The following is a 25487-nucleotide window of genomic DNA, read 5'->3' as shown; positions in this document are numbered from 1 at the left end:
CCGGGTAGTCGCCTTGAGCCTCCACCGCTTCCCGCACTCGCTGGTCCTCGCGCAGAGAGCCGACATCGCGCTCCAAGACGGTGCGGCTCACGGCTGTCGCAAGGCCCCCGGGCCTCGCAGCCCCGGAAACCAGCCCTGTACGGCTCGATGCCCCGCGCATCGGCAGGCTGACGGAGGATGCTCGACTCAGCTGACGCGTTGCGGGACGTCCCTTCGATCCTGCCGAGGTCAGAAGCCCCGGAAGACACCGTTGTCGGTGGCGTTCTCGAAGTCCTCCCAATCCATGTTGGCGAGGGAGATATTGTTTTCGACCGACCACAGTTCTGTGGCTGCGACTCGGAGTTGGCCGTGCTCCTGCCTGGCCTCGCCCTCCCCGCGTTCGTCGTCCTCATCGGAGAGCAGGAGGGCCAGCAGCGGCATTTCCGGCGCCGCCAGGGCGATTTTGTCGGCCACGATGAGAAGATCGGTGTCCAGCTCGTTTGCCGCCGCCAGGATCTGTTGGGCCGTCAGATCGCGATAGGCGAGATCATCCACTGGGTGGACGTTCGCGAGAAAGCCGTCCTGGCTCGGTGTCATGATGGCAGTGAGCAGGGCTTGCCAAGCGGTCGGTTCGGAGAAGTCGGTGCGGATCAGCAGGGTCTCGTCCGTGTCCGGCAGACTTTTCATGAGCCCTCCTCGTGCGGGCGGGTTCGCGGCGGCGACCGGCTCGGCCACCGCCTCGCCGTCGCGCCAGACGACGGTGCCGTCGGCACGGCACAGGACCACTCCGCCCTCCTCGACTCGCAGTTCGTCAGCCGGTCCGCCCAGCGGTGGGCGGTCGTCGCCCAGAACGCGCAGCATGCCGTCCTCGTCGAGCCGCAGTCCGGGCTCGGCCGCTTCGCCGAGGTGCGCGCACCAGAGCCAGGTCTGGTCGGCGCCGAACAGCACGAGGCGGTGTTCGTCCCAGTGTCCGAGCACGGTGCTTCCGTCGGGGGAGGTGAGGGAGTGCCGTCCGAGCGTCTGTCCTCGGTGCAGCACGGCACCCCGCGGGGCATCGGCTGTGGGGCCATGGCACGCCGTGTGTGTGCCTGTGGACCATACCGACCGGCCGTCCACGTCACGCAGTTCGGCACGGCCGTCATCACCGACCACGAGCCGACGAGCCCCAGAACCTGACGGGCCGGAACTCCACACCAAGACACCATGGGTGTTGCGGACCGAGAGAACACCATCCTCGGAGAGCTCGGCCCATCCCCCGTCCACCCAACCCGTGCCGGTCGACCACACGGCGCGGCGCTCGGTGTGGCAGTACAGAGTCAGGTCGCCGTTGCCCTGGTGAGCCAGTGTGTGCGTACCTGCGGGAGACGTCAGGGACTGGTTCCGCAGGCGCCCTCCCACCTCCAGCGCGGGTCCACCGTACGCGTATGGCTCTCCCAGGGGAACTGGTCCATGCGGGCGTTGGGTGCCCTCGTGCCACAGGACGGTCCCGGCGGAGTCGACCAGGCACAGCATCAGGCTTTTTGCTTTCGAACCACCCGCCAGGTGCCGGCGCCAGGTGAGCACGGTGTCTTCCTGTTCGAACCAGTCGACCAGCGGACGGGTCAACGCGTAGCTCATACCCCCGCCCTTCCCGTACTCGCAGACCCGCAGCCATCCGTCCTGCTCGCGGGCCACTGTCCGCCGCGTCTTCCCTTCCTTGACCAGATACGCGTCCCGGGTGATGGCAGCCGCGGGCGCCGCATCTCCGAGCGGCACAGGGTGGGTGAGCCCGGTGCGTATGTTGCCCAGGCGGACGTGTGTGCGGTCCAGGAGCTCCAGCTCTCCGGCATCCGTGAGGATGAGGTACTGCGCCCCGGACGCGGCGAAACCGGAGCGCCACACCGTGCCGTCGTCCTCCCCGCCCTCGACGACGACCTCGTACCCGTGTCCGAGCAACAGCTGCCCAGCTGCGCCCGCCCGCCAGACGACCTGCCCGCGATCGGAGTCCATGACCACGGCGACACCCTCCGAGTCGCACCGCAGCACGAACCTCTCCGAAGGGGACGTCAGCTGGACATCGGGGTATAGACGTTCGAACATGGGCAGTTCACGCACAGGAACCCTCTTCTCCTACCGGGCGACGCCAGGTCCTGGTGGCGTCGGTGAAGCGGATTCTGCCGGACGCCGCCGACAACGGGCCTGCGTGGCCCGTCGGCTCCCGCCCTGACACTCCTGCCGCACACCCTGAGCTGCCCACCTGGGGCCACCGTGCCGCCATGGCGCGCGCGGCTTCCACGCCACGCGTCACCTCGGCGACGCCGCCACCTCTCCGAAGCCGTCCACGAGGCCCGCCGCCACCTCGGCGTCCGCATCCGCCGGGCCGGCGAACCCGTCGCGCACATGTACGGACACCCGGAGCAGGTCCGTACCGCCTGCAACTTCGCCGTCCAGCTTGTCTGGGACGTCCGCCCGGACCTCCCCGACAGCACCCGCACCAGCCGCCAACTGCTTCTGACGGACCCCGGTGGGGTCACCGAATCCGACCGGAGACCCTGCACGCCTTCTTCCGCGCCCGCATCGGGGAGGCCAAGGGCAGTGACACGGCCGCGAGAGAGCTGCCCGGCATTGCCGTCAACCAACTCCTGACCGACGGAGACGAGCCGTCACCAGCGCGCGCTTCGTCCGGAACGGCACCGGAATGGATGAAGGGTGACCTTGCGAGACCACTCCGTGTCCGGCGGGACGACCTCTCGGGAGCACTTCGCGTCGGGCGACACGACCCTTCGTCGTCCCGAACTGCATCCCGTCTGCCAGACGGGCCACGACCGTCTCCCCTCCGGCAGCCCCATCACACGCGTACGCCTCGCACTGCTGGACGAGACCCAGCGCGAAGCCCTCGCGGACCTCCTCGACCTGGACCGCCTGCCGGACCCCCAGCCCCCCGTCGCCCTGGCTCGCCTGGAGGAGGCCGTCACCGAGCTCACCGGCCGCACCGTACGAGAGATCGTCGCCGAACTCATCGGCCCGCTCGGCGACAGAGCCGGTGAACGCCGCCGCCAGGAGGACGAACGCGCCGGTCTGTTGGCCTGGCTGGCTGGTCACGACACGGTACGGGCGCAGCCGGTGCTCGCCGACTGGGCTGCGTCCTGCCGAGCCGCAGGATGGGTGGCGGCTCGGCGGAGCGTACCCGTACGCTCCTCACCGACACGCTCAAGGTGCTCGCCGAACTACCGAGCCAGGCCGAACCCCTGCCCGTCTTCGCCGCCCGACTCCTGAACGGCCACGCCCACGCTCTCGACGACGGCGCACCCGCCTCCACCCTCGTCCTGCGTGCCCTGGCGACTCTGTACGACATCGCACCGCCGCAGTCGGCAGCGGAACGACGCGCCCTGTGGTCCCGCGCCGGCGTCGCCGACGACGAGCTGTCCGCCACCGTCATCGCCGGCGGACTGCGCCCTGCGCCTACTCGTGGACCGAGGTGCAGCTCTCCGCTACCACGGTGACTTCGACGGCGAAGGTATCCGCATTGCCGCGTACGTCATCGAGAGAACAGGGGCGTACCCCTGGCGCATGACGGCGGCGGACCACCGATCCGCGATCGTCCGCAACGCGCACGGTCCTCGACCGGGGCGCATCACCGGAGCACCGTGGGATCCCGAGCTGGCCGAAGCCATGACGGAGCACGACATCGCCGTGGTCGAGGAGCTGGTGGCCGATGTGCTGCTGGAAGATCTCGCTGCTGCGGCACGCCGGCAGTACCCCTTGCGTCGTGCCAGCGCTCCAGGCGATTGAAGGGCCGTAGGGCCAGACCTGTGGGAGGGCCTCCTCGTTCTGGACGAGGACGATGCCAGGGGCGTCGCAGCCCTCGCCGGCGCCGCATACTGCAATGACCGGGCTCCTCGCAACCGCGAGGAGCCCGGTCCACCTTTCACGTCAGGTCATTGCCTCATGGGTAGGCGACCACATTGCTGGGAGTGGTGTTCGAGGCGGTCACCGCCCCCGTGTCGTTGATGACGTGGGTGATGGTGCCCACGCCGCCGAGTGAGACCGTCAAGGCGTTGTGGAACTCCACGCCGGGGGTGTTGGGCACTTCGAAGGCGTGGTAGCTGTTCACCGCGGGGTTGACGTTGAAGTAGCAGTAGCTGCCGAGTCCCCATGCCTCGTGGGTGGTGACGCCCGCGCCCACCTTGTAAGCGGCATATCCGTTGACCCCTGCCGCACTCATCCACGAGCCCTGATTGGGCACGTCGTACGGCATCTCGTTCTGGAAGAAGATCGTCTTGCCGTTCTGGCCGTTCCAGACGACTTCGTGCTTCTGATAGTGCTCGACGAAGAGACCGGTCGCCAGAACGCTGCTGCCGTTGACGATCACGCCGGTGTCCGCCGTGTTGGTCGTCCAGCCGAAGCTTCCTGCCTTGCCGTGGTCGGCCCGCCAGGCCCAGATGTGGTCGATGATCACGTTGTTGCTGTTGACGATCAGGCTGGTCGTCGCCTTGCCGGCGATCTGGCCACCGATCCGGAAGAACACGTCCTGGATGGTCGTCGGGTTGCCCGCGTGGCTCGCGGACGATCCGGACGGGCCGACGGTCAGCAGCGCCGCCGAGTTGGTGGTTCCTGCGTCGATCAGCAGGCCCTTGAGACGGACTCCGTCCACGTCGGCGACCTGGATCGCGTTGACGCCGTTGTCCGGGACGAAGGTCGGGTAGCCGATGCCGAGGACGACCGTGTTGGCCCGGGTGATGTTCAGCGTCTGGTTCAGGTGGTAGACGCCCGGCGTGACGAAGAGGTTGCAGCCCTGAGAAAGGGCGTTGTTGATGGTCGCGGCAGTGTCGCCGGCCTTGACCACGTAGAACTGGCTCATCGGCTGAGAGGTGCCGGGAGTGCTGCCGTTCGCCCAACTCGCCCCCGATGCGTTGGTGCGCAGCGACGGAAGGAACACCCGGTATTTTCCGGCGCCGTCGACGTACAGATACGGCACGTCACGGGAGACCGGGGTGGTGGCCAAGGTGGTCTCGGGCGGGTTGGGGAAGGTGTTCGCGGGAGCACCGGTGGTGCCGGAGAAGACCATGTTCCAGACGCCGCCGGCCCAACTGCCCAGGTTGCTGTCCCGGGTGTACCACTGCTGCTGCGAGATGGACGCCGCCTGGCCGCTGACTTTGGTGTCGGCGATGTAGCCGCCGCTCGCCCAGCCGTAACTGGCCGGGTAGAGTTGCAGGTCGCCGCGGACGTCGATCCGGCGGAACGGGGCCGCCTGGGCCACGGCCCAACGGTTCCCGCCCACCGGATTGATGGCCAGATTCTCCGCCGAGCGCCAGAAGTTCTGCGTCGCGTTGCCCGCGTCCGAGGCGTTGAAGGCGTCCACGGTGACGTGTCCGTTGATCGTCACGTCGCCCGGATTCTGCCCGAGACCCGCCACCGAGGTGTAGTAGCCGACATTGTCGTCGACGGCGTACGCACCCGGCTTGAAGAGCTGTGCCACCCGGTTCTCGCTGAACTGCGCGGAGGCCGTGTCCTTCATCTGGGCGAACTGAGCGTCAAGCTGTGCCTGAATGGTGGCACTGGACATGCTCGGGTCGTAGATGTGCACATTCGGGCCGAAGTTCGGCGTGTCCGACTGGGTGGGGCAGCCTGTCGATGCGCCGATCGTGTAAGTCGCACTGGCGACCGCGGAGTCGGCGAGTCCGGACTTGATGGCGATGGCCTTGACGGTGGTGGTGGCCGTGACGCTGATCGGCCCGCTGTACATAGTGGAGGCCGCGGTGGGGGTGGAGCCGTCACGCGTGTAGTGGATGCTCGCGCCCGCGGTCGCGTCGGCGAGTGTCACGCTCTGGGCAGATGCGTAGGTGCCCGCCGCGGGAGTGAAGGTGGGGGTGGCAACAGTGCCGGTTCCACCACCGCCCTGGGTGTACGTGAAGTGGGGTGTGTCGTACTGCGGCCCGCTCTTCTCGTAGGTGAACCAGTACTCCAGGACCGTTCCGCCTGCGAGCGAGCCGACGGTCTGAGTCCACGTGCCCGCATTGTTGGTCATACGGACGTTCTGTTGGTTGGCGTTGTTGACCAGGTAGTGCACGTCGACGTAGACCGCGGACGTGGTCGGAGTGAACGAGATCTGAGCCTGCGTGGGGCTCAACTGAGTGACGCTCTGGGTGTAGTCGGGCGCGGCTGCCGAGGCGGGAGCCGCGCTCTGATCGAGGCCGAGCAGTCCGACGAGCGCGAGTATGAGGGCACTCAGTAGAGCGATGACGCGGTGCTTCGGACCTTGCAGGGGTCTCATGCGGCCGGGCGGGACGGTTGTGCGCATGGGGGGAGTCCTTTCACCTGGTTTCGTGAAGTGAACACCGGATCAACGCGGAGGTCAGGGTGCAGATGGTCTCGACACCCTGCAGGAATCGCCTTGCCAACTCTGCGGGCCTTCGAATGAACCTCTTGAAAACGCTCTCAATCTACGGACAAGCAAGGTGCTGGGTCCGTCAAGGCAGTGTTGAGTGACAACGGTGAACCGTCAAGAAGATGCACATGCTTCATGTCTTGAACGCTGACGATGTGCCAAGTCGTATCTGAGTTCAGCCCAGATCATCGTCCCGGTCTCGGTCACGGGCTGGTTCGGCCGTTGTCTGTGCCACCGTTGATCCTGTCGATGGCCGGCAGCGCGAAGGGGGATGGCGTGAAACTGTCACGCGAGGCCACCGGGTGGGCGTTCCTCGCCGAGGTGGAGGGTGTCCGGCATGCCGGTCTGGCCGTCGGCCTGGCCGGTATCAGCCCGTTCTTCACGGGTGGCGGGTCAGGAGGCAGCCTGTTCACCCGCGCGTACGCGCGGGGCCTCCAGGTGCTCCCTTCACTGGACGAATTGCCGTTCAGCCGCCCCCTCGCTCTCCGGTGGTATGTCACGCAGGACGAGGAAGGTGTGCTGTCCGTACGAGATCCCGACGGAGCGCTCTTCGTGCACGACCTCGACGTGGAGCGGCCGGCGGGGTGGCGGGAGGCGGCGGACGCTGCGGGCTCAGTCCTGCTGGTCGTGTCCCACGTGCTGCCAGCCACGGACGATCCCCTCGGCGCGTTGATCTTCGAAACACGGCGAGGGAAGGTGTGCGCCGGCCGTGTGCGCTTCGGTGAGTCGAACAGCAAGCCGAACTGCGAGGCGGACGGCAAGCCGACGGTCACCTTCGTGATCGACCCGGTCGGCGTGCTCATGGAGCTGGCTCAGTACGTATCCGACCGAATCATGTCGCTGGACGAGGCGAAGCGGCGGGCGCGCGAAGTGGAGGAGATGCGGCGGGCCCTGGCGGAGCACGGCGCGATGTCCACCGGGGCGATGGTGGATCTGCTGTTCCGGGACGAGTTCCTCGACCACCGCGGCCTGGTGGAGTTCATGTACGTCTACTGGCGACTGGTCGCTGAGGTCGCCGACGCCTGCGCCCTGCAAGCTGCATGGCGGGCCGCGGCGTTCCAGACCATCGAGGCGGGCGTCCAACTGGTGGCGGACCGGTGCGACCGCGGGGTGTTCGAGGAGTCCGAAGCCTTGGCGGCTCGGCTGGTCGGCGAACTGAGCGACACCGCCGACCTGGAAGCCGCGCTGCTGGCTGCCGCTCGGTTACGGATGGCCATCAGGGGACAGGAGGACTCGGCCGACGACGACTATGCTCGTGAGCCGCTGCTGACCACATGGTCCGCTCGGCTGACCGCGGACCTGTACCGCACGTGGTTCACCGAAGAGGAACCCTTCCAGAAGGAGTCCTATCGGCTGGTGGCAGAAGCGGGACACCTGGTGGTGCGTGCGCTGGAGCTGGATGGTGGGGTGAGGAGGCCCCGGCTGCTGGCGATACTGGCGCAGATCCTGGCGGACGCGGAGGGAGCCCACCGTGACGCTGCTCGCGCTGCGCTCTCGGCATTGCACGACTTTTCCGCCGACGAGGAGCCGGACCTCGCGCTGTTCCTCGTCAGGACGATGGACGGGGTGCCCCCAGAGACGACCGACGGTCTGCTCACAGGGGTATTCGGGACGCCGTCGGCCGATTTCCTCGTCGCCCACGGGAGCACGGTCACCGCGAAGGCGATCAGCCAAGGCGTCAACCTGGCCCGGGAGCGAGCCGACCGACGGCTGCTGCGAACCGTGTTGGACTGGGCCGGGCAGCTCGACATCCGGTGGGCCTCTGCCCATCGCAGGCAACTGATCGAGGCCAGGCTCCACGTGTTACCCGACGACCCAAGCGAATGCCCAGGCCCCCACCAGGATCTACCGGTGTCCATACCGGATTTCTGGACACCGATGCAGCGATCTGCGGCTCTGTTGCATGCGGCCGCACACGCCCGCGATCGGGGGCAGCCGGCATGGGGGCTCACCCTCCTGCGCCAGGCGGGCGACGCCCGGAACGAAGAGGTCCGGCTGCTCACGGCAGATCTGTACTACCAGTCGGCGCAGGCGGGCGAGCCGGTCTCCAGCCCTGTCCCGTTCCCATGGGGCTACTACACGTATGCGGCGCTCTCCTACGCCTCGCTCGGCTTCGAGGAATTGGCCCGGGCGAGCCTGGTGCCGCTCGTGCAGCAGCTGGGCAACCTCCGCGGCGACGAACTCAGGAACGCGTTGCACGCGATCATCGTGGACGCGCCGAACATCGACACCATCGGCGCGCCCGAACTCGGCGCGATGCTGCGAGACCTTGTGCACTCGGCTGTCTGGCAGCTCACCGCGGAGAGCGAGACGCTGCCGATCGGGCTGTTACTCGGCCTGCAGCAAGCGGGCAAGGGCTCGGAACTGGGCGCGTGGTGGCGCATCGGAGGTCCACTCGTGCTGCCCGGGTACATCCAGCACTACCTCGGCAAGTTGCGCGACCGGGAGGTGCCCACCGCTGCAGGAGGAGCCTTGCTGAACCTGCTGAACGCGGTGGACGCCGATCATCGTCCTGGCGGCCACGACAACACGCAGATCGCTCGGAATCTGCGGTGGCGCGTCTCGTCGTTCATCGATGACGAGCTGCGTCGGCGTTCGACAGCGCTCATCGACGACCAGCGCATCTGGGCCAAGGCCCATGATCTGCTGGACGATCGAACGGTGCTGCTGACGTGGTTCCTGCCCGCGGCGGTGAAGGGCGCGTCCGTGCTGCTCGCGGTCACCAGGCAGGGCCGGGAGCTCGTGGTGCACCTCGGCGAGGGCGCGGACGAGAACGACGACCGGCACCCGGATGCGGACCGCATCGAGGCGATCCGGACGGAGATCGAACGCGACCCGCTGTTCGGCGACGTGACACCGGAGGGCAGCCGGCTGCTGGAGTCGGCCGGCCTGCCGCTCGGTGGCGGCGAACTGTGGGACAACTGGCGCGCCCAGGGCAAGGACCGCATCTTGGCCTGGCCGCACGGCGCTCTGCACTACCTGCCCCTACCGCTGTGCCGCAGGGGCGGCCGTCTGATCGCCGACGACTGGACGGTCACCTCGATCGCCGGCCTCGAAGCCCTGGCACCCGCCGAGGTACCTGCGCGTGAGGGCCGCACCGTTGTGCTGGCCTCCGCTGCCGGCGGTGTTCCCTTCGGTCTGCAAGCCGAACCGGCGCTGGAGGGGCATGCGCGGAAGGTTGCCGAGGCGGTAGGCGCTCCAGCCCTCACCGGGCGTGCGGCCACTCGCGACAGGCTGCGTGCGGAGATGTCCGTGGCGGACGTTGTCCACATCGCCGCACACGGGACACTGGACGAGGATGCGCCGTGGATGCACTGCCTCTATCTCACGCCGGACGGCGACGACGACGGCCGCGTATTCGCTTACGACTTCTTGGACATCGACCTGCGCGGGGTCCGACTTGTCACGCTCGCCGCTTGTGAGTCGGCGCTCGGCCGATTCGACCGCGGTGACAACGTTCGTGGCATCCCTTCGGCGCTGATCACCGCTGGAGCGCAGGCCGTCGTCGGCTGCCTGTGGCCCGTGCGCTCGGAACCGGCCACGTACTTCTACCACCACCTGCATCAAGAAGTCGCGCGCGGCACTGACCCGGAGCATGCCTTCCGCGGTGCCCAACTCGCTACGCGTGCCGCATACGCCCCGTACCGTGACTGGGGAGCGTTCACTTATGTGCACGGCAGGAACAAGGGAGCCACCCCATGACCGAGATTCGGCTGCACGACGTCGAACTCCTGCCGGAGCGTACGCTCGGCAGCCCAGCCGATGGGACACCGCTGCGTGGCAGGCTCACCTTCGGCTGGGACCTACTGCCCGCCGACCATGCGGGCGCGCCGGCCGGCTGGCTCTCCTATCTGAGTGCCACCCCCGACCGAAAGTTTCGGCAACTGCTCATGGTGTGCTCGTTTCGCCCCGAGAGACCGGAGAGCAGAGGCGTATTCCGCCATGCCTCCCTGGGTGTCGCACTGTCGACACCGGAGCGTGCGGCACAGCCGATCGCGCGCCTGATCGACCCTGGCGAGCGTACCCACCCGGTCCCCGGCCTCGGAACCGGCATGAGCTTCACGGTCACGACTGGAGTGCTGGATGTAGGGGTGGAGAAGCCGTCAGGATCCGGACCGGCGAGGGAGGAATGGATCGTCCGGGGCCACGGAGCTTCCCAGCCGAACCCGCAGTGGGAGTTCCGACGACTCAAAGGATTCCCGCTGGTCGGTGATCACCCGGTGGCCGCGTTGGTGGAGCTCGTGCCCGACTGTATGAACACGGCGGAGGTGCTGGTCGCGGCGGAGCTGGAGCACCGTAGCTGGGGCATCCGCCGCTATCGGGCGCAGCTCACGCCGACACCGCACACGATCGTGCTGGCGGAGTGACCCGATCCTGGGGTAAGGACGCTCCCGGAACGGCACAGGCGTGTGACCCACTGTGGGCAGGCCATCGTCACCCTGGTGCACGTGTGCCGTATGTGGACTCCTCGTTTGAGGGTGCGGCCGTTGGTGTGGATCCGCCGCGAGCAGGAGACGGGTCAGCTCGTTGCGGCCGACGGCTTCGACCAGGTCGATCACGGTGTCGGTGGTGATACCGGCGACCAGGGTGAACTGGTCGCGCGACGTGGACTCGCATGGGGCGGGGGCGTGCCACAAACAACTGGTCATGGCTTAGCCGGGCGTGCTTCATGACTCGAGGACGGTTCCCCGACGCCAGGCTTCACCTGGGGTTGAACAGATGTGCCGCAGCGGTAGGGCAGTGTTGTCCTAACGGAGTTTTGGTGGACACGAACGTGGACAACGCGGAGCGGCAGGTGCGGTTGAGCTTCCTGGGGTGACCAAGGCTTGGACTGGTTGTTCATGTCTGGACGGTTCGTCTAATCTGAGGTGCATGCCCAGTGAAAGGGAAGCCGGGATCGCCCATGAATGACGAACAGCCTGCGAGCGTTGCCGCCCCCGTCCTCCTCGACCGGTCCGGCGCGCGCTACCCCCTGGACGACCCGCGCTGGCGGGGCGAGGACGGGGGTCCGCTTGCCGTCAGTGCGCTGACGGGGATGCGGCCGGAGCAGATCGACACCGCCGAGCGGTCCCTCTGGCGCTACCGGGCCGTGCTTCCCGTCCCGGCCGAGCGGCGGGTGAGCCTGGGGGAAGGCTGTACGCCGATGATTCCGGTGGACTGGGCGGGGCGGCGGGTCCACTTCAAGTTGGAGTGGTTCAATCCGACGTCCAGCTTCAAGGACCGGGGGGTGTCCGTGATGATCTCCCATCTCGTGGCGCACGGGGTCGACCGCGTGCTGGAGGACAGTTCGGGGAACGGTGGTTCCGCGGTGGCCGCCTACGCCGCCGCTGCCGGGATCCGGGCCAGGATCATCGTCCCCGCCGCCACCTCGGCGGCCAAGATCCTCCAGGCCCGGGCGTACGGGGCCGAGATCGAGCTCGTGGCGGGCACCCGCGATGAGGTCTCGGAGGAGGCGATCCGGCAGGCGGAGCGGATTCCGTATGCCAGCCACAACTGGCACCCCATGTTCATCCAGGGCACCAAGACCGTCGCGTACGAGATGTGGGAGTCGCTGGGCTTCACCGCGCCCGACAACGTGGTGCTCGTGGCGGGGGCCGGCAGCAACGTCATCGGGTGCGACCTCGCGTTCGGCGAGTTGCTGGCCGCCGGGCAGATCGACCGGCTCCCGCGCCTCTTCGTCGGGCAGCCCGAGCACTGGGCGACCATCGCGGACACGTTCAACGGCATCGACCCGGCCTCGCGCGGCGCGCGGGTGCCGACGATCGCCGAGGGCGCGTCCATCGCCCGCCCGGTCCGGCTGCCCGAGGCGGTGGAGGCCATTCGCCGGTCCGGCGGAGCCGCGTACGCCGTACCCGAGGCGGAGATCCACGCCGCCGTCCGCGCCCTGAGCGCCCACGGCCTGTACGCGGAGCCGACCAGCAGTGTCGCCGCGGCGACCCTCGACCACTTCATCGCGTCCGGTGAGATCGCCCCCGACGAGACCACCGTCGTCGTGCTCACCGGCGCGGGTCTCAAGTCCGCCGAGAAGATGGCCGCGGTCTTCGGCGGCCACGAGGACGACCCCCGGGAAGCGGGCGGCACACGATGACCCGCCCCACCGGCGATCCGGACGACGAACACCTCGTACGCGAAGCCGAGCGCATCGCCGTCGCCGTCGGGCGGATGTTCCCCGGGCTGTGCGAGGTCGTCCTCCACGATCTCCGCCGCCCCGACCACGCCATCCGCGTGATCGAGAACAACCTGTCCGGACGGCAGGTCGGCGACCCCGCCACCGAACTGGGCCTGCGCCGCATCGCGGACCCCGACTACCCCGGCGTCGTCCAGAACTACAGCAACCGGTTCGCGGACGGGCGCCCCGCCAAGAGCACGTCGATCGGCATCAGGAACGCGGAGGGGCGCTATGTCGCGGCCCTCTGCCTCAACCTGGACGTCAGTACGCTCTCGCCACTGGCCCTCACCCTGGCCAACCTCGTCGCCACGGACGTCCGGCATCAGGGCGAGGCCCTGGAGACACTGCGCGACCGCGGCGACCGCGAACTCCGGTCGGCCATCGACGCGTTCGCGGCGGAACGCTCCAGCACTCCGCGCGGCCTCAACCGCGAGCAGAAGCGCGAGCTGGTCCGGCGGCTGCACCGCGACGGGTTCTTCGAGGCCCGCAGCTCCGCCCAGCTCATCGCCGACCAGTTGGGCGTTTCGCGGGCGACCGTCTACAACTACACGAAGTAACCGTGCGGACGAGCAAGGGATCCATGATGAGCGAACTGGCCAAGCCCGAGGTCCAGGTGCCGGAGGGCGCCGCGCCCACCGAGCTGACGACCCGGGACCTCGTGGTGGGGGAGGGGCCGGAGGCGCTGCCGGGGCGGGTGGTCCAGGTCCACTACGTCGGCGTCGCGTTCGCGTCCGGGAGGGAGTTCGACTCCTCCTGGGAGCAGGACCGGCCGTTCAAGTTCGCCGTGGGCGGCGGCAAGGCCATCAAGGGCCTGGACCGGGGCCTGCGGGGCATGAGGGTAGGTGGCCGCCGCGAGATCATCGTTCCCCCGCGCCTCGGCTACGGCAGGCAGTCGCCCTCCGCCTTCATCCCGCCGCACTCGACCCTGATCTTCGTCGTGGACCTGCTTACGGTGGTGGGCCCGGGCGGCTCGACGGGACCCGCCTGACCCCGGCGCCGCCTACCGGCCGCCCCGCCGACGGCGCGCGCGTTCGAACTCGGCGTGGTCCGCGATCCACGGACCCAGCCCGTCCAGCGCGGCGCAGCCACCCCGGACGAAGGCGCTCACCAGGCTTCGGTACCCGCTGATCCCGTCGACCAGGCCGTACTCGACCCGGTACTCCGGCTCGGCCCCGCCCCGGCCCTTGCGCGCGGTCGTGATCCGGGCGAGGGAGTCCGCGTAGAAGTGGACCTGGATTCCCTCGCCCCGCTCCTCGTCCTCGATGGTGAAGACCTCGTTGTCCGACCCGACACGGTCCTCGACGAACTCCCAGAACTCCACGGCGGCGGAACGGGGACTGCCGGGGCGCCACGTCTTCTCGGCGCCCTTGTCGTCGGTGAACGACAGGACCCCGCGGCCGACGGCAGGCTCCTCGTAGGCTTCCAGGGGCGTGCTCCTGGCGCGGTCGACGGCCTCCGAGCACATCAGGAAGCTCACGGTGCGCACCGCGTCGTCGGCGAGTTCCGGGTGGGCCCGGCGTACGGCCGACTCGACCGCCGCCGCCATCCGCTCCCAGTCCCGCTTGTCCGTGCCGCGCCTGCCGCGTCGCGGATCGCGGTCGATCCGCAGACCGTCGCACGCGTGTTCCGCGGTGGCGACCACCCCCATGACCCCGGGCAGCAGTGCCGGGTCGACGGCGTCGGGCAGCCGCCTCGGAATCGTCGCGCCGTGCACGTACTGGCCCGTGTACCGCAGAACCGCCGCGTCGAGCGGACCGAGCACGGTGCCGCGCTCGGCGCGACGGCGTTCGGCGCGGTACTGCTGGGCCCGTTTCGCGTCGGACGACTCGGTCGCCGTGCGCATCGCCGCACAGACCTTGCCCCGTTCGAGCAGGTCGAGGGCGGCCCCGTGGGCGATGAGCCGGCCCTTGTCCCAGGGGACGCGCCGGAAGTACGCGTCGACGTCGTCGGGGGCGGCGAGAAGGACCGGGTCCAGGAGCGCGACGGCGGCGTCCTCATCGAGCCGCCCCCGCGTCCCGGCGGCCTCGCACAGCGGAAGGACCGCGCTCCACAGCAGCAGGTGCCTGCCCAGGTCCTCCCGGATCACCGCGAGATGGTCCTCCCCGACCGGGAACGTGAACGTCCGGGGCTCATGGTTGGCATCCGCCCCGGCCCCGAGCATCAGCTTCAGCACCCCGTCCTCGCGGACCACGCTCGGGATCCAGCCACTCCCACGGGTGAAAACGACCTCGCTCATGCCCCCAGTCTTCCCCACGGCCCGGGCTTCAGGAGGAGGCGGTCCCGCCGTCCAGCAGGAAGGACCGGATGTGGGCGCTGAGCTCCGCCGGCTGGTCCTCGGGGATCAGGGTGTAGCTGTCCTCGATCTCCACGAGCCGTCCCTTGGGCAGGAGCCCGGCGAGCCTGCGCCCGTGCTCCGGGGGCATGACCTTGTCCTCGGCCGCCCACACCACGAGGGCGGGCCGGTCGAAGTCCCGCAGCCGCTCCGCCCAGCCGAGCAGGACGCTCTTCGGCGGGACGCCCAGCACGTACTTGCGCAGGTCCCGGCGGATCTCGCCGGAGGTCCACAGCGGGGTGAACCAGGCGTCCATCACCTCGTGCGGGACCGGGCGCCTGCTCATCCAGCCCCAGGTCACGGGCAGCCGGCGCAGCGGCTTCAGCTTCAGCAGCCTGAAGGCGAGGTTGATGCCGCCCGGCAGCTTCGCCGAGGTGAACAGGTTGCGGCCCGGCACGCCCGGCGGGAAGTTGTCGAACGCCTCGCACGACGTAATGACGAGCCGCCCGATCCGCTCGTCCCTGCCCTCGGAGACCAGGGCCAGCGCACCGCCCCAGTCGCTCATCACCAGGGTGACGTCACGCAGGTCGAGCCGGTCGAGGAACTCGGCGACCAGCCGGGCCACGCCCGCGACCGACAGGTCCGCGTCGGGGCGCATCGGCCGGCGGTGGCCCCCCAGCGGCAGCGTCGGCACCACACAGCGGAAATCGGCTCGCAGGGGCTCCACCACGTTCCGCCACAGGGAGCCGTCCATCGCGACGCCGTGCAGCAGGACCACGACCGGCCCCTCACCGCCGGTGTCCAGATACTCGACCGTCCCGGCCGAAAGGTCCACCTCAGCCATGTCCCGTCTCCTCCCCGCGCATGTGTTGACTCACTCCTTGAGGAATCTGCCACCGCCGGGGAGGCCGGGCGACGGGTTTCGGCCAGGCCGGTCGGCCCCGCGGGGAACATCGGGTCCGGTCCGGGCGGTTGCATGACCGGGGGCGCGGCGCGTCAGCCGCGCCCCCGTACCGCATGCTTGTTTCCGCTGGAGGACTGTGTGATGACTGACCGGCCGCTGACCCTCATGGCAGTGCACGCCCACCCCGACGACGAGGCCACCGGGACCGGGGGCGTGCTCGCCCGGTATGCGGCGGAAGGCATCCGGACGGTGCTGGTGACCTGTACCGACGGCGGTTGCGGTGACGGGCCGGGCGGGGTGAAGCCGGGGGATCCCGGGCACGACCCGGCGGCCGTCGCCGTGATGCGCCGCCGGGAGCTGGAAGCCAGTTGCGAGGTCCTGAAGGTCAGCGATCTGGAGACGCTCGACTACGCCGACTCCGGGATGATGGGCTGGCCGGCGAATGACGCCCCCGGCTCCTTCTGGGGGACGCCCGTGGAGGAGGGGGCCGCCCGGCTCGCCGAGCTGATGCTCCACTACCGGCCCGATGTGGTCGTCACCTACGACGAGAACGGCTTCTACGGCCACCCCGACCACATCCAGGCCAACCGCATCACGATGGCCGCCCTGGAGCTGACCGGGCTCACGCCGAAGGTCTACTGGACGACGGCCCCGCGCTCGATGATGCAGCGCTTCGGCGAGATGATGCGCGAGTTCGGCGAGGACCTGCCGGAGCCCGACCCGGAAGAGACCGCCGCGATGGCGGAGGTCGGTCTGCCCGACGACGAGATCACCACCTGGGTCGACACCACCGCGTTCAGCGGCCAGAAGTTCGACTCCCTGGCCGCGCACGCCAGCCAGGGCGAGAACATCTTCTTCCTCAAGATGGGCAAGGAGCGGTTCGGCGAGATGATGGGCGTGGAACCCTTCGTCCGAGTCCGGGACACCACCGACGCCCCCGTCCCCGAGAACGACCTCTTCGCCGGACTGCGCTGACCCCCGGCCGTCCGGCCGTGTTCCTCCGGCTCACACCCTGACCGGGTGCGAGCCGGAGGGCGTACTCAGTGCTCGCAGAGGGAGAACTCCCGCTCGAACAGCTGCTCGTTGTGCTCGTTCACGAAGAACTTGCGCTCCCGCATGAGCTCTTCGCGGTACGCCTTCGCCTCCTCCAGAGTCATGGTCGAGGTGTCGGCCCAGGGCTGCTGCGGCGGGACGTCGGAGGTCGAGACGATCGTCTCCGACGGGTCCACCAGGAAGAACGCCAGGATCTTCCGGTGCCCGGCGCGGCTCGGGTCCGCGAGACGGAACGAACCGACCTGGTGCTGAAGGACGTTGGGGAAGGCCAGGCAGCGCCCGGCCGGGGTCGGGGCCGAGCCCAGCACCTGGTTCAGCGGGTCGTCGTCCTCCAGGCCGTACACGTCGCTCACGCCATTGTTGTCGTTCTGCTCGTAGTCCGGCTCGTAGAGCGCGGTACGGAAGCTCAGCCGGCTGTCCGTGATGTTCTCGCTGTCCCAGTAGTAGATGCCGGTCGACACGATCCGCTCGTTCAGCATCCCCTCGACGTGCCAGGATCCCCCGGCGTACTCGGGCTTCTCCGGCGTCAGGTGGATGGTCGCCAGCTTCGCGATGACCTGGAGCCGGCGACCGCGCAGGACAACCCGGTCGGAGGCGTCGACCGGCTCGGGCGCGGTGAATTCGGGGGCGTCCGGAACGACCGGGCGACGGTTCTGGTACCAGTCGTCCACCGCCGCCTCGTACGCCTCCAGCGCCTCCTCGTACGCGTCCTTGTCGCTGAAGTCGTCCTCTTCCGGGTGCTCCGGCTCCGAGTCGTACCAGCCGTACGGGTTGGCCTTGATCCGCGGGGGCCGGGGATGGCGCAGATCGGTGAGCACGTTCTCAAGCAGCGGGAGCATCCGGCCGAACAGCTCCGGCAGGACGGCGGCCAGCTCCCGGTGGTCCTCGGGGTGGACGTTGTTCACGTACGAACGGAAGACGGCCTCGCCGTCCGCGCTGACCTCGACATCCGTGGGCAGCCACTGGAACCGGTCCGAGAACTCGTACTTCGCGTACTGGTTCGCCGGGTTCTCCCAAGCCCGCTCCGGGCCGCCGCTCACGTCCCGTACCAGGCAGAACAGCGAGGGATGCACCAGGTCCAGCACCTGGCCGTCCGACCCGGGGTGCCAGTCCTTCCCCTCCTCGGGAACATCCTCCAGCACCCGGACCGCCTCACGCAGCCGCGACCGCAGTTCCGCGTCGATCAGCGTGTCCGACTGCCAGACCCCGTCGACGGCGGCGACCTCGATGCCGGTACGGGCGTCCCGCAGCTCCGCGTAGTGCGCGAGCTCGGCCAGCACATGGCGCACCTGCGCCTCGGTGAGGCCCTGGTCGATCGCCTCCCGCGTCCACTTGGCGGCTATGGCGGTGTCGTGCATCTTCTCGGACCACCCTGGCTTCGTCCGAAGGTGCGCGCTGCACGCGATCATCTCCAGTTCACGCAGGGTGCGGGGTTGCGTGGACCCGTCGTCGCGGGAGGTGTGGAACGGCAGCGGAAACGCGGACAGGCCAGTCAACTCTCTTGGTCCTTCCAGGCGGTGGGTGAGGGACCGAAGACTACGGGAGCCCACTGACACCGCCCCCGGCACCGGTCAGGGCCGCCGCAGGGCCAGGAGCGTCGCGTCGTCGGTGCAGTGGGGGCCGTCCAGGCGGGCCACGAGCCGTTCGACGTAGTCCTGGAGCCCGGCGTGGCCGGGGCCCGGCGCGGACTCCCGGAAGCAGCTCTCGGCCGCGCCGAGGAAGCGGAGGGTGTCCTGGTCGGGGTCGGCCGGACGGCGTTCGGTCAGCCCGTCCGAGTACAGCAGGACGATGTCGCCGATCTCCAGCTTCGTCTCGGTGGCGTTGTACGCCGTCCCCGGCAGCACGCCCAGGGTGAGCCCGGGCCCTCCGGCGGGCGCCGGCAGCTGAGCGGCGCGGCCGTCCCGCAGCAGCACCGGGCGCGGATGCCCGGCGCAGGTCCAGCGGAGCAGGGTGCGCTCCGGGTGGTAGCGGGCGATGATCGCGGTGGCGGTGGACTCCCTGGCGTCCGCGCAGGCCACCTCGTTGAGCCACTGCGTCAGCAGTTCCACGGACTCCGAGGTGTACGCGAGCCCCGCGAGCGCGTAACGGAGTTTGGCCATCAGGGTGACCGCCTCCAGGCCGTGGCCCCGGGCATCGCCCAGCGCGAGCAGCAGCCGCCCGTCGGGCAGGCCGCGGGCCTTGTACCAGTCGCCGCCGACCCCGGCCCCGGGCGCGTCGGGGCGGTAGACGGCCGCCGCCTCCAGGCCGTAGACGTCCAGCTCGTCCTGGAAGTGCGGCAGCACCGCGTCACGCAGGACACCGGCGATCTCCGCCACCGCGTCGGCCCGCTCGTGCTCGCGGCGCGCGTGGCGCTCGGCCCGCCGTGTCGCCTCCCGCCTGCGCCGGTCCGTGGTGACGTCGGTCAGGACCGCCCGCAGGGCCCACACCAGCCCGCCGGGCGCGATGCGCACGGGCTCGGCGACCATGCGGAAGATGCGTTCGCTGCCGCGGAAGCGCAGCTCGCACCGGGTGACGCGCTTGCGCAGGAGGACGTCGTACAACGCCTGGTACAGGGTGGTCAGGCAGTCCGGAGTGGTGGCCGCGGCCAGGTCGGAGAGGCTGGGCACCGGGACGTTCTCCGCCAGGCCCAGCACCTGGCGGAACCCCCGGGACGGCTGGATGCCGTCGTCGGCGAGATTCCACTCCGCCCAGCACGTGCGCACCAGCTGCTGGGCCGCGGCGGCCATGCGGAGCCTGCCGCCCGGTTCCCAGGTGAGCAGGAAGTGGTCGCCGCAGGGCGCGATCCGGACCTCCGCGCTGACCCGCACCGGCCCCGTGCGCGTGTTCACCAGCCATTCCACCGTGTCGCTCTGCTGCGGTGCGCCCTGGTGGTGCGCGTCCGCCAGCATGCGCGGGATCGCCGTGGCGGCCAGCGACGGGACCCGCTCGAACAGCGACACCGGTCCGGTGAACGGGGGGAGGGCCTCGCCGGGGAACCGGGAGGCCGCGTCGGCGCGGGCCGTGGCGTTGCGGGCGAGGAGGACGACGTCCCGGACCTCGCCGCCCTCGCCGAACACCGGGGTCAGCAGCAGGGCCGCCACCGGGAGGGCGTCGAGCACGTCCTGACCGGAGGGCGGGGGAGTGGCGGCCTGCGGGGCCCGGGGCACGGTCTCGGGCGCGGGGGCCTCGTACCGCTCGGCGTACCGGGTGACGCGCCGCCGCTGGGCGTCCAGCAGCGCCCGGATCGCCTGGAGTTCCAGACGTGCGCGCGTGCTGCCCGCGGGAGGGGGTTCGTCCACGGGCATGTCGGGCCTCTCGGTGCGGGAGTACGGGCGGCGCCGCAACAGCATCGGGGCGGGGCACCGGGGGCGCCACTCGGTGTACGCCGGGTGGCGGCCGCCCGGTCCGCCGGAGGGGCGACGCCGAGCGGCCGCCCGGTCCGCGAGAGCCTTGTCCGCTACGACCCCCGCGGCCCTCAGGCGCTCGTCGCCTCCAGGTAGGCGCGCCAGCCCCCGTGCTCCGTGATGTCGGTGCCGTCCGCCGCCGCGTGCGGGTCGCACTGGAAGCCGAGGACCCAGCTGCCGTCATCGAGTTCGACGCGGCCCAGCGACATGGGCGCGGGCAGCGCCGCCAGGAAGCGCCCGAGGGCGCCGGGCGAGAGGAGCCAGCGCTCGCCCGCGATCGCCGCACCGGCTTCCGGACCCACGCGGACCAGGCCCGGCTTGGGCGGGGTCGTCCGGAGCGCCGTGAGCCGGTAGGACGCGGCGGTGGTCACCTCACCGGCGTACCGGGCCCCGGTGTCGGTGAGCTGGTGGTTGAGCGGCTGCCCGGTCAGGTGGGCGCCGAACACGGCGAGGCCGATGCCCCCGTCCGGCAGGGGGTGCGGTGCCTGCTCCCCGGTGAAGAGGGCGGCGATGTCGATGGCCGGCTGGTCCTCGAAGGCACGGGTGATGACGCTGACGCCGAACGGGCTGCCGTCGGCCTCCCCGGCCGGGACCGCGACGGCCGCCATGTCCAGGAGGTTCACGAAGTTGGTGTACGTGCCCATCCGGGAGTTGAGCCCCACCGGATCGGCCAGCACCTCGGCGATGTCCGGGTGCCCGGTCGTCGTCGGCAGCAGCAGCGCGTCGTAGTCCGACAGGAGGGAGTACGCGTGCACCCGGTAGCGGTCCAGCCGTTCCTGGTCGGCGGCCAGCGCATGGGCGGGCAGTCTGCCGGCGGCGAGAATGATCCTGGCGACCGTGGGGTCCACCGCCGACCGGTGGTCCGCGACGAACTCGCCGACGGCCGCGTAGCGTTCGGCGACCAGCGCCCCGTCGTAGAGCAGCCGGGCCGCCGCCAGCAGCGGTGACACGTCCACCACGGCGGTCGTGACGCCGGCGGCCTCCAACTGCTTGACGGCCGCGGCGAACGCGGCGCGCCCTCCGGGCGACAGCGGGGCGAGGTCCTCGTCCCGGGGGACCGCGACCCGGGGCCGGGGCGGGGCGGAGAGGCGGACGTCGTCGGGCCAGACCCGGCCGCGCGGGTCGCCCTTGTCCGGGCCCGTCATGATGCCCATGGCCGTCTGGGCCTCGGTGAGGGTGCGGGCGAACACCGTGACCGCGTCGTAGGGCCGGGCGGCGGGCAGCACCCCGGTGGTGGGCGCGACCCCCAGCGTGGGCTTGATGCCGACGATGCCGTTCAGGGCGGCGGGGACGCGACCGGAGCCCGCCGTGTCGGTGCCGAGCGCGATGTCCACGAGGCCGAGGGCCACGGCGACCGCCGAACCGGAACTGGATCCGCCGGAGATCTTCTCGGGGTGGAGCGCGTTGCGCACGGGACCGTGCGGGCTCCGCGTCCCGACCAGGCCGGTGGCGAACTGGTCCAGGCTCGTCTTGCCCAGCAGGAGCGCGCCCGCGTCCAGCAGCCGCCGCACGGCCGTCGCGGAGGAGTCCGGGTGGTACGCGAAGGCGGGGCAGCCGCCCGTCGTGGGCAGGTCCGCCACGTCGATGTTGTCCTTCACCGCGAGCAGGACGCCCGCCAGCGGCAGCGTCTCCCCGGCGGCCAGCCGGGCGTCCAGGGCGGTGGCCTCCGCCAGGACCTCCTCCTCAGGGCGCAGGAGGATCCACACCTCCGGCCGGTCGGTCTCGGCGATGCGGTGGTAGGCGGTGGTGACGCGTGCGGCACAGCTCTGGGTCACGCTGCTTCCTCTCGTGCGACGACGGCCAGCGGTGTGCCGGCGTCGATCTGCTGTCCGGGGGTGACGAGGACGTCGGTGACGACGCCGTGCGCGGGGGCGCGCACCACGACCTCCATCTTCATGGCTTCCAGGACCAGAAGTGCCTGTCCCGGCTCAACTCGCGTGCCGGGCACGGCTTCCACCTTCCACACGGTGGAGCTCAGCGGGGCCTCGACCAGGCCCGAGCCGGGCGGCAGGGTGAGCGGGACGGCATGCTCGGCGGCCGGCTCCGGTTCGGCGCGCGGGGCGAACTCGCCCGCCGCCTCCCACGCCCGCCGCTCGGTCTCGAAGGCGGCGGACTGGCGGTCGCGGAAGGCGGCGATGTCCGCCGCGTTCTTCCGGAGGAACGCCTCGTGCTCGGCGAGCGAGAAGACGCCCGGGCGGATGTCGAGGGCGGTACGCCCGGAGGCCAGGTCGCCCCGGATGTCCAGGAGTTCGTCCGGGCCGACCGGGTGCCAGACGATCCGGTCGAAGAACCGCAGCAGCCACGGCGTGCCGTCGGCGAAGGAGCGGGGCGGGCGCAGACCGCCCCACACCGGGACGGTCCGGCCGATGAGCTGATAGCCGCCGGGGCTCTCCATCCCGTAGACGCACAGGTACGAGCCCCCGATGCCCACACCTGCCTCCGCCGTCCAGGTGCGCGCCGGGTTGTACTTGGTGGTCACCAGGCGGTGGCGCGGGTCGAGCGGGGTGGCGGCGGGGGCCCCGAGATAGACGTCGCCGAGGCCGAGGACGAGATAGCGGGCGTCGAAGACCGTACGGCGTACGTCCTCCACGCTGCCCAGGCCGTTGATCCGGCGGATGAACTCGATGTTGGACGGATTCCAGGGCGCGTCCCCGCGGACCGAGGCGGCATAGCGGTCGATGGCCTCGTCCACGGTCGGGTCGTCCCAGGACAGCGGAAGGTGCACCTCCCGGCTGGGCACCCGCAGATCGGCGGTGGCGGGCAGCTGGTCCTCGGCCTCCCGGAGCAGACCGAGCAGACTGCGCAGCGGCAGCACGTCCGGATCGGTGTGCAGATGCAGCGAACGTACGCCCGGAGTGGCGTCGACCAGACCGCGCGGCGCGAGCGCCCGTATGTGCTCGGCGAGGGCGTGGACGCGCATCCGCAGGCCCAGGTCGAGGGACATCGGGCCGTACTCGACGAGGATGTTGTCATCGGCGCCCCGCCGGTACGTGACCTCGGGCGCGGTGTCGTCGGCGGGGCGGCGGCCGAGCACCCCGTCGTCGCCGTCCGGGCCGCCGGGGGCCGGCAGCGTGAGGAGCGCCGGGGTCCGCCGCAGGGCGTCGGCCGTCTGCTCGGTGACCGGGACGAACTGGACGGTGTCGCCCGGCCGGAGCTGCCCCGTCTTCCACCGCTCACCGCGCACCACGGTGACCGGGCAGGCGAAACCGCCCAGGCTCGGCCCGTCGGGGCCGAGGATGGCCGGGGTGTCGCCGGTGAGGTTGACCGCGCCGACCGAGTACGCGGTGTCGTGCACGTTGGACGGATGCAGCCCCGCCTCACCCCCGTCCGGACGGGCCCACTCGGGACGGGGCCCGACGAGACGCACCCCGGTGCGCGCCGACTGCGCCGAGACCTTCCAGTGCGTCCCGTACACCGTTCCGATGCCCTCCCGGGTGAGGAAGTCCGGTGCGGCGTGCGGGCCTTCGCTGACCGCGATGCGCCAGTGCGCGGCGAAGTGCGGACGCGAGGCGGCCGGCACGGGGGCGGGCGCCGGGGCATCGGTGCCGGGCCGGGCGGGCCGCAGCACGTCACCGGTGCGCAGGGCGCGCCCGGCATGGCCGCCGAAACCGCCCAGGGTGAAGGTGGCCGCGCTGCCCAGGTAGGCGGGGACGTCGAGACCGCCGCGCACCAGGACGTAGGTGCGCATCCCCGGGCCCTGGGCGGTGCCGACGTCGAGCAGCTGCCCGGCGGCGAGCTCGACCGGCTCCCACAGGGGCGCGGGGCGCCCGTCGACCGTGACCGTGGCGGGGGCGCCGGTGACGCAGACGGTGGCCGGGGCGGAGAAGCGCAGCGCGGGCCCCTCCAGCGTGCACTCCAGGCCGGGGGCGCCCTCCGGGTTGCCGACGGCCCGGTTGCCGAGGCGGAAGGAGAGGTCGTCCATCGGGCCGCCGGGCGGGATGCCGACCTCCCAGTAGCCGGTGCGCCCCGGCCAGTCCTGCACCGTGGTCTGGGCACCGCCGCGCTCCACCTCGATCCGGGGGCGCGGATCGCGCAGACCGGCCAGGGTCGCCGTGGTGTGCCGGGCGTCGAGCACGACCGGTTCGCGGCAGGCGGCGCGCAGCAGCCCGAGGTTGGTCTCCACCCCGTCCACCACCGTGCCGTCCAGGGCCTCGGCCAGCCGGGCGAACGCCTCGGCACGGGTGTCGCCCGTCGCGACGACCTTGGCGAGCATCGGGTCGTACGCCGTGGAGACGTGCTGTCCGGTCTCCGCCCAGCCGTCCACCCGTACGCCGTCGGGGAAGGAGACCCGGGTCAGCAGGCCGGAGCTGGGCCGGTGGTCCCGGGCCGGGTCCTCGGCGTAGATCCGCGCCTCGACCGCGTGGCCCCGGGCGGACGGTTCCGTCAGGAAGCCGCTCTCGCCGCGTGCCAGCCGCAGCATCCAGGCGACCAGGTCGATGCCGTGGATCTCCTCGGTCACCGGATGCTCCACCTGGAGGCGGGTGTTGACCTCCAGGAAGTACGCCTCCTCGCGCACCGGGTCGTACACGAATTCCACCGTCCCGGCCGAGCGGTAGTCCACCGAGGCGCACAACTCCCGGGCGGCGGCGTGGAGTACGGAGCGCAGGTGCGGCGGCAGGTCCGGCGCCGGGGCCTCCTCCAGCACCTTCTGGTTGCGGCGCTGGAGGGAGCAGTCGCGGTCGCCGAGCACCACGACGGACCCGGCGCCGTCCCCGAAGACCTGCACCTCGACGTGGCGGGCGCGCTCCACGTAACGCTCCAGGAAGACCCCGCCGTCGGCGAAGCTGCCCCGGGCCAGCCGCGAGACCCGGGCGAAGGCGTCGCGCAGCTCCTCGGGTCCGGCACACGCCTGCATGCCGATGCCGCCTCCGCCGCCGGTCGCCTTGAGCATCACCGGGTAGCCGGTCCGCTCCGCCGCGCTCAGGGCCTCCTCCTCGTCGGCGAGGAGCCCGCTGCCGGGCAGCAGGGGGACGCCCGCCGCGAGCGCCGCGGCCCGTGCGGTGTGCTTGGCGCCGAACACCTCCAGCTGGGCGGGCGTGGGGCCGACGAACGCGAGGCCCGCCTTCTCCACGGAGGCGGCGAACGCCGTGTTCTCGGACAGGAAGCCGTAGCCGGGGTGGATCGCCCCGGCCCCGGTGGCGAGGGCGGCCTCCAGGACCGCGTCCGCCCGCAGATAGCTCTCGGCGGCGGGGGCGGGGCCGAGGCGCACCGCCTCGTCGGCGAGGCGGACGTGCGGGGCGGTGCGGTCGGCGTCGGAGTACACGGCCACCGTACGCAGGCCGAGGGCTTCGGCGCTGCGGATGACCCGGCAGGCGATCTCGCCGCGGTTGGCGATGAGCAGGGTGTCGAACATGACGGCA

The 25487-nt window shown here is 70.8% G+C and carries 15 protein-coding genes and 1 pseudogene; 8 read left to right on the top strand and 8 right to left on the bottom strand.

Annotation, left to right across the window (positions count from 1 at the left end; translation table 11 throughout):
• Window positions 1-228 precede the first annotated feature (228 nt).
• The gene (locus tag OHS17_RS04075) at window positions 229-1968 is read right to left on the bottom strand and encodes a DUF6924 domain-containing protein (protein WP_330311093.1); all 1740 of its coding nucleotides are present in this window, start codon (window positions 1966-1968) and stop codon (window positions 229-231) included.
• A 699-nt stretch (window positions 1969-2667) separates the two neighbouring features.
• On the opposite strand from OHS17_RS04075, the pseudogene OHS17_RS04070 reads away from it, so the two are divergent.
• Together OHS17_RS04070 and OHS17_RS04060 are read left to right on the top strand one after the other, a co-directional pair.
• Window positions 2668-3461: pseudogene (locus tag OHS17_RS04070) on the top strand (TIGR02679 domain-containing protein).
• Window positions 3427-3750, top strand: coding sequence for a DUF2399 domain-containing protein (locus OHS17_RS04060; protein ID WP_330311090.1), 324 nt, complete (start codon window positions 3427-3429; stop codon window positions 3748-3750). Before OHS17_RS04070 ends, OHS17_RS04060 begins: the two are co-directional and overlap by 35 nt.
• A 154-nt stretch (window positions 3751-3904) precedes the next feature.
• Here the strand turns inward: OHS17_RS04060 and OHS17_RS04055 are convergent, their stop codons facing one another.
• A complete protein-coding gene (locus OHS17_RS04055) occupies window positions 3905-6259 on the bottom strand; it encodes a chitobiase/beta-hexosaminidase C-terminal domain-containing protein (RefSeq protein ID WP_366438839.1) in 2355 nt (784 codons plus the stop codon).
• Window positions 6260-6622: 363 nt separating this feature from the next.
• Between OHS17_RS04055 and OHS17_RS04050 the strand changes: the two genes are divergently transcribed.
• The 5 genes from OHS17_RS04050 to OHS17_RS04030 all read left to right on the top strand — a co-directional run bounded on the left by OHS17_RS04050 (window position 6623) and on the right by OHS17_RS04030 (window position 13503).
• A complete protein-coding gene (locus OHS17_RS04050) occupies window positions 6623-10048 on the top strand; it encodes a CHAT domain-containing protein (protein ID WP_330311089.1) in 3426 nt (1141 codons plus the stop codon).
• Window positions 10045-10713, top strand: coding sequence for a hypothetical protein (locus OHS17_RS04045; RefSeq protein ID WP_330311088.1), 669 nt, complete (start codon window positions 10045-10047; stop codon window positions 10711-10713). The genes OHS17_RS04050 and OHS17_RS04045 overlap by 4 nt, the downstream gene beginning before the upstream one ends.
• A 536-nt stretch (window positions 10714-11249) precedes the next feature.
• Complete coding sequence (locus tag OHS17_RS04040; RefSeq protein WP_330311087.1) at window positions 11250-12434, top strand: threonine synthase; 1185 nt, start codon at window positions 11250-11252, stop codon at window positions 12432-12434.
• Window positions 12431-13072, top strand: coding sequence for a helix-turn-helix transcriptional regulator (locus OHS17_RS04035; protein ID WP_330311086.1), 642 nt, complete (start codon window positions 12431-12433; stop codon window positions 13070-13072). Before OHS17_RS04040 ends, OHS17_RS04035 begins: the two co-directional genes overlap by 4 nt.
• 26 nt (window positions 13073-13098) lie before the next feature.
• Window positions 13099-13503: an FKBP-type peptidyl-prolyl cis-trans isomerase gene (locus OHS17_RS04030; RefSeq protein WP_330315146.1), complete on the top strand. Its 405-nt coding sequence runs from the start codon at window positions 13099-13101 to the stop codon at window positions 13501-13503.
• A gap of 12 nt (window positions 13504-13515) precedes the next feature.
• On the opposite strand, the gene OHS17_RS04025 is transcribed toward OHS17_RS04030, so the two are convergent.
• Window positions 13516-14751 (bottom strand): DUF6357 family protein, encoded by a 1236-nt coding sequence (locus tag OHS17_RS04025; protein ID WP_330311085.1) that lies wholly within the window; start codon window positions 14749-14751, stop codon window positions 13516-13518.
• Between the two features lie 28 nt (window positions 14752-14779).
• A complete protein-coding gene (locus tag OHS17_RS04020) occupies window positions 14780-15631 on the bottom strand; it encodes an alpha/beta fold hydrolase (protein ID WP_330311084.1) in 852 nt (283 codons plus the stop codon).
• A gap of 201 nt (window positions 15632-15832) precedes the next feature.
• Here OHS17_RS04020 and OHS17_RS04015 point away from each other — a divergent pair, with 201 nt between their 5' ends.
• The gene (locus tag OHS17_RS04015; protein ID WP_330311083.1) at window positions 15833-16666 is read left to right on the top strand and encodes a PIG-L family deacetylase; all 834 of its coding nucleotides are present in this window, start codon (window positions 15833-15835) and stop codon (window positions 16664-16666) included.
• A gap of 65 nt (window positions 16667-16731) precedes the next feature.
• On the opposite strand, the gene OHS17_RS04010 is transcribed toward OHS17_RS04015, so the two are convergent.
• The 4 genes from OHS17_RS04010 to uca all read right to left on the bottom strand — a co-directional run bounded on the left by OHS17_RS04010 (window position 16732) and on the right by uca (window position 25480).
• Window positions 16732-18240: a DUF4246 domain-containing protein gene (locus OHS17_RS04010; RefSeq protein WP_330311082.1), complete on the bottom strand. Its 1509-nt coding sequence runs from the start codon at window positions 18238-18240 to the stop codon at window positions 16732-16734.
• A 75-nt stretch (window positions 18241-18315) separates the two neighbouring features.
• Complete coding sequence (locus OHS17_RS04005) at window positions 18316-20028, bottom strand: PP2C family protein-serine/threonine phosphatase (RefSeq protein WP_330311081.1); 1713 nt, start codon at window positions 20026-20028, stop codon at window positions 18316-18318.
• Between the two features lie 170 nt (window positions 20029-20198).
• Window positions 20199-21902 carry an allophanate hydrolase gene (atzF, locus tag OHS17_RS04000; RefSeq protein ID WP_330311080.1) on the bottom strand — a complete coding sequence of 568 codons (1704 nt, stop codon included), beginning with the start codon at window positions 21900-21902 and terminating at the stop codon, window positions 20199-20201.
• The gene (gene uca / locus OHS17_RS03995) at window positions 21899-25480 is read right to left on the bottom strand and encodes an urea carboxylase (protein ID WP_330311079.1); all 3582 of its coding nucleotides are present in this window, start codon (window positions 25478-25480) and stop codon (window positions 21899-21901) included. The genes atzF and uca overlap by 4 nt, the downstream gene beginning before the upstream one ends.
• Window positions 25481-25487 lie beyond the last annotated feature (7 nt).

The sequence above is a fragment of the Streptomyces sp. NBC_00523 genome (genome assembly GCF_036346615.1).
Lineage (GTDB): Bacteria > Actinomycetota > Actinomycetes > Streptomycetales > Streptomycetaceae > Streptomyces.
The sequence above is the reverse complement of the archived record's forward strand: the minus strand, read 5'-3'. Positions and strand labels throughout refer to the sequence as shown.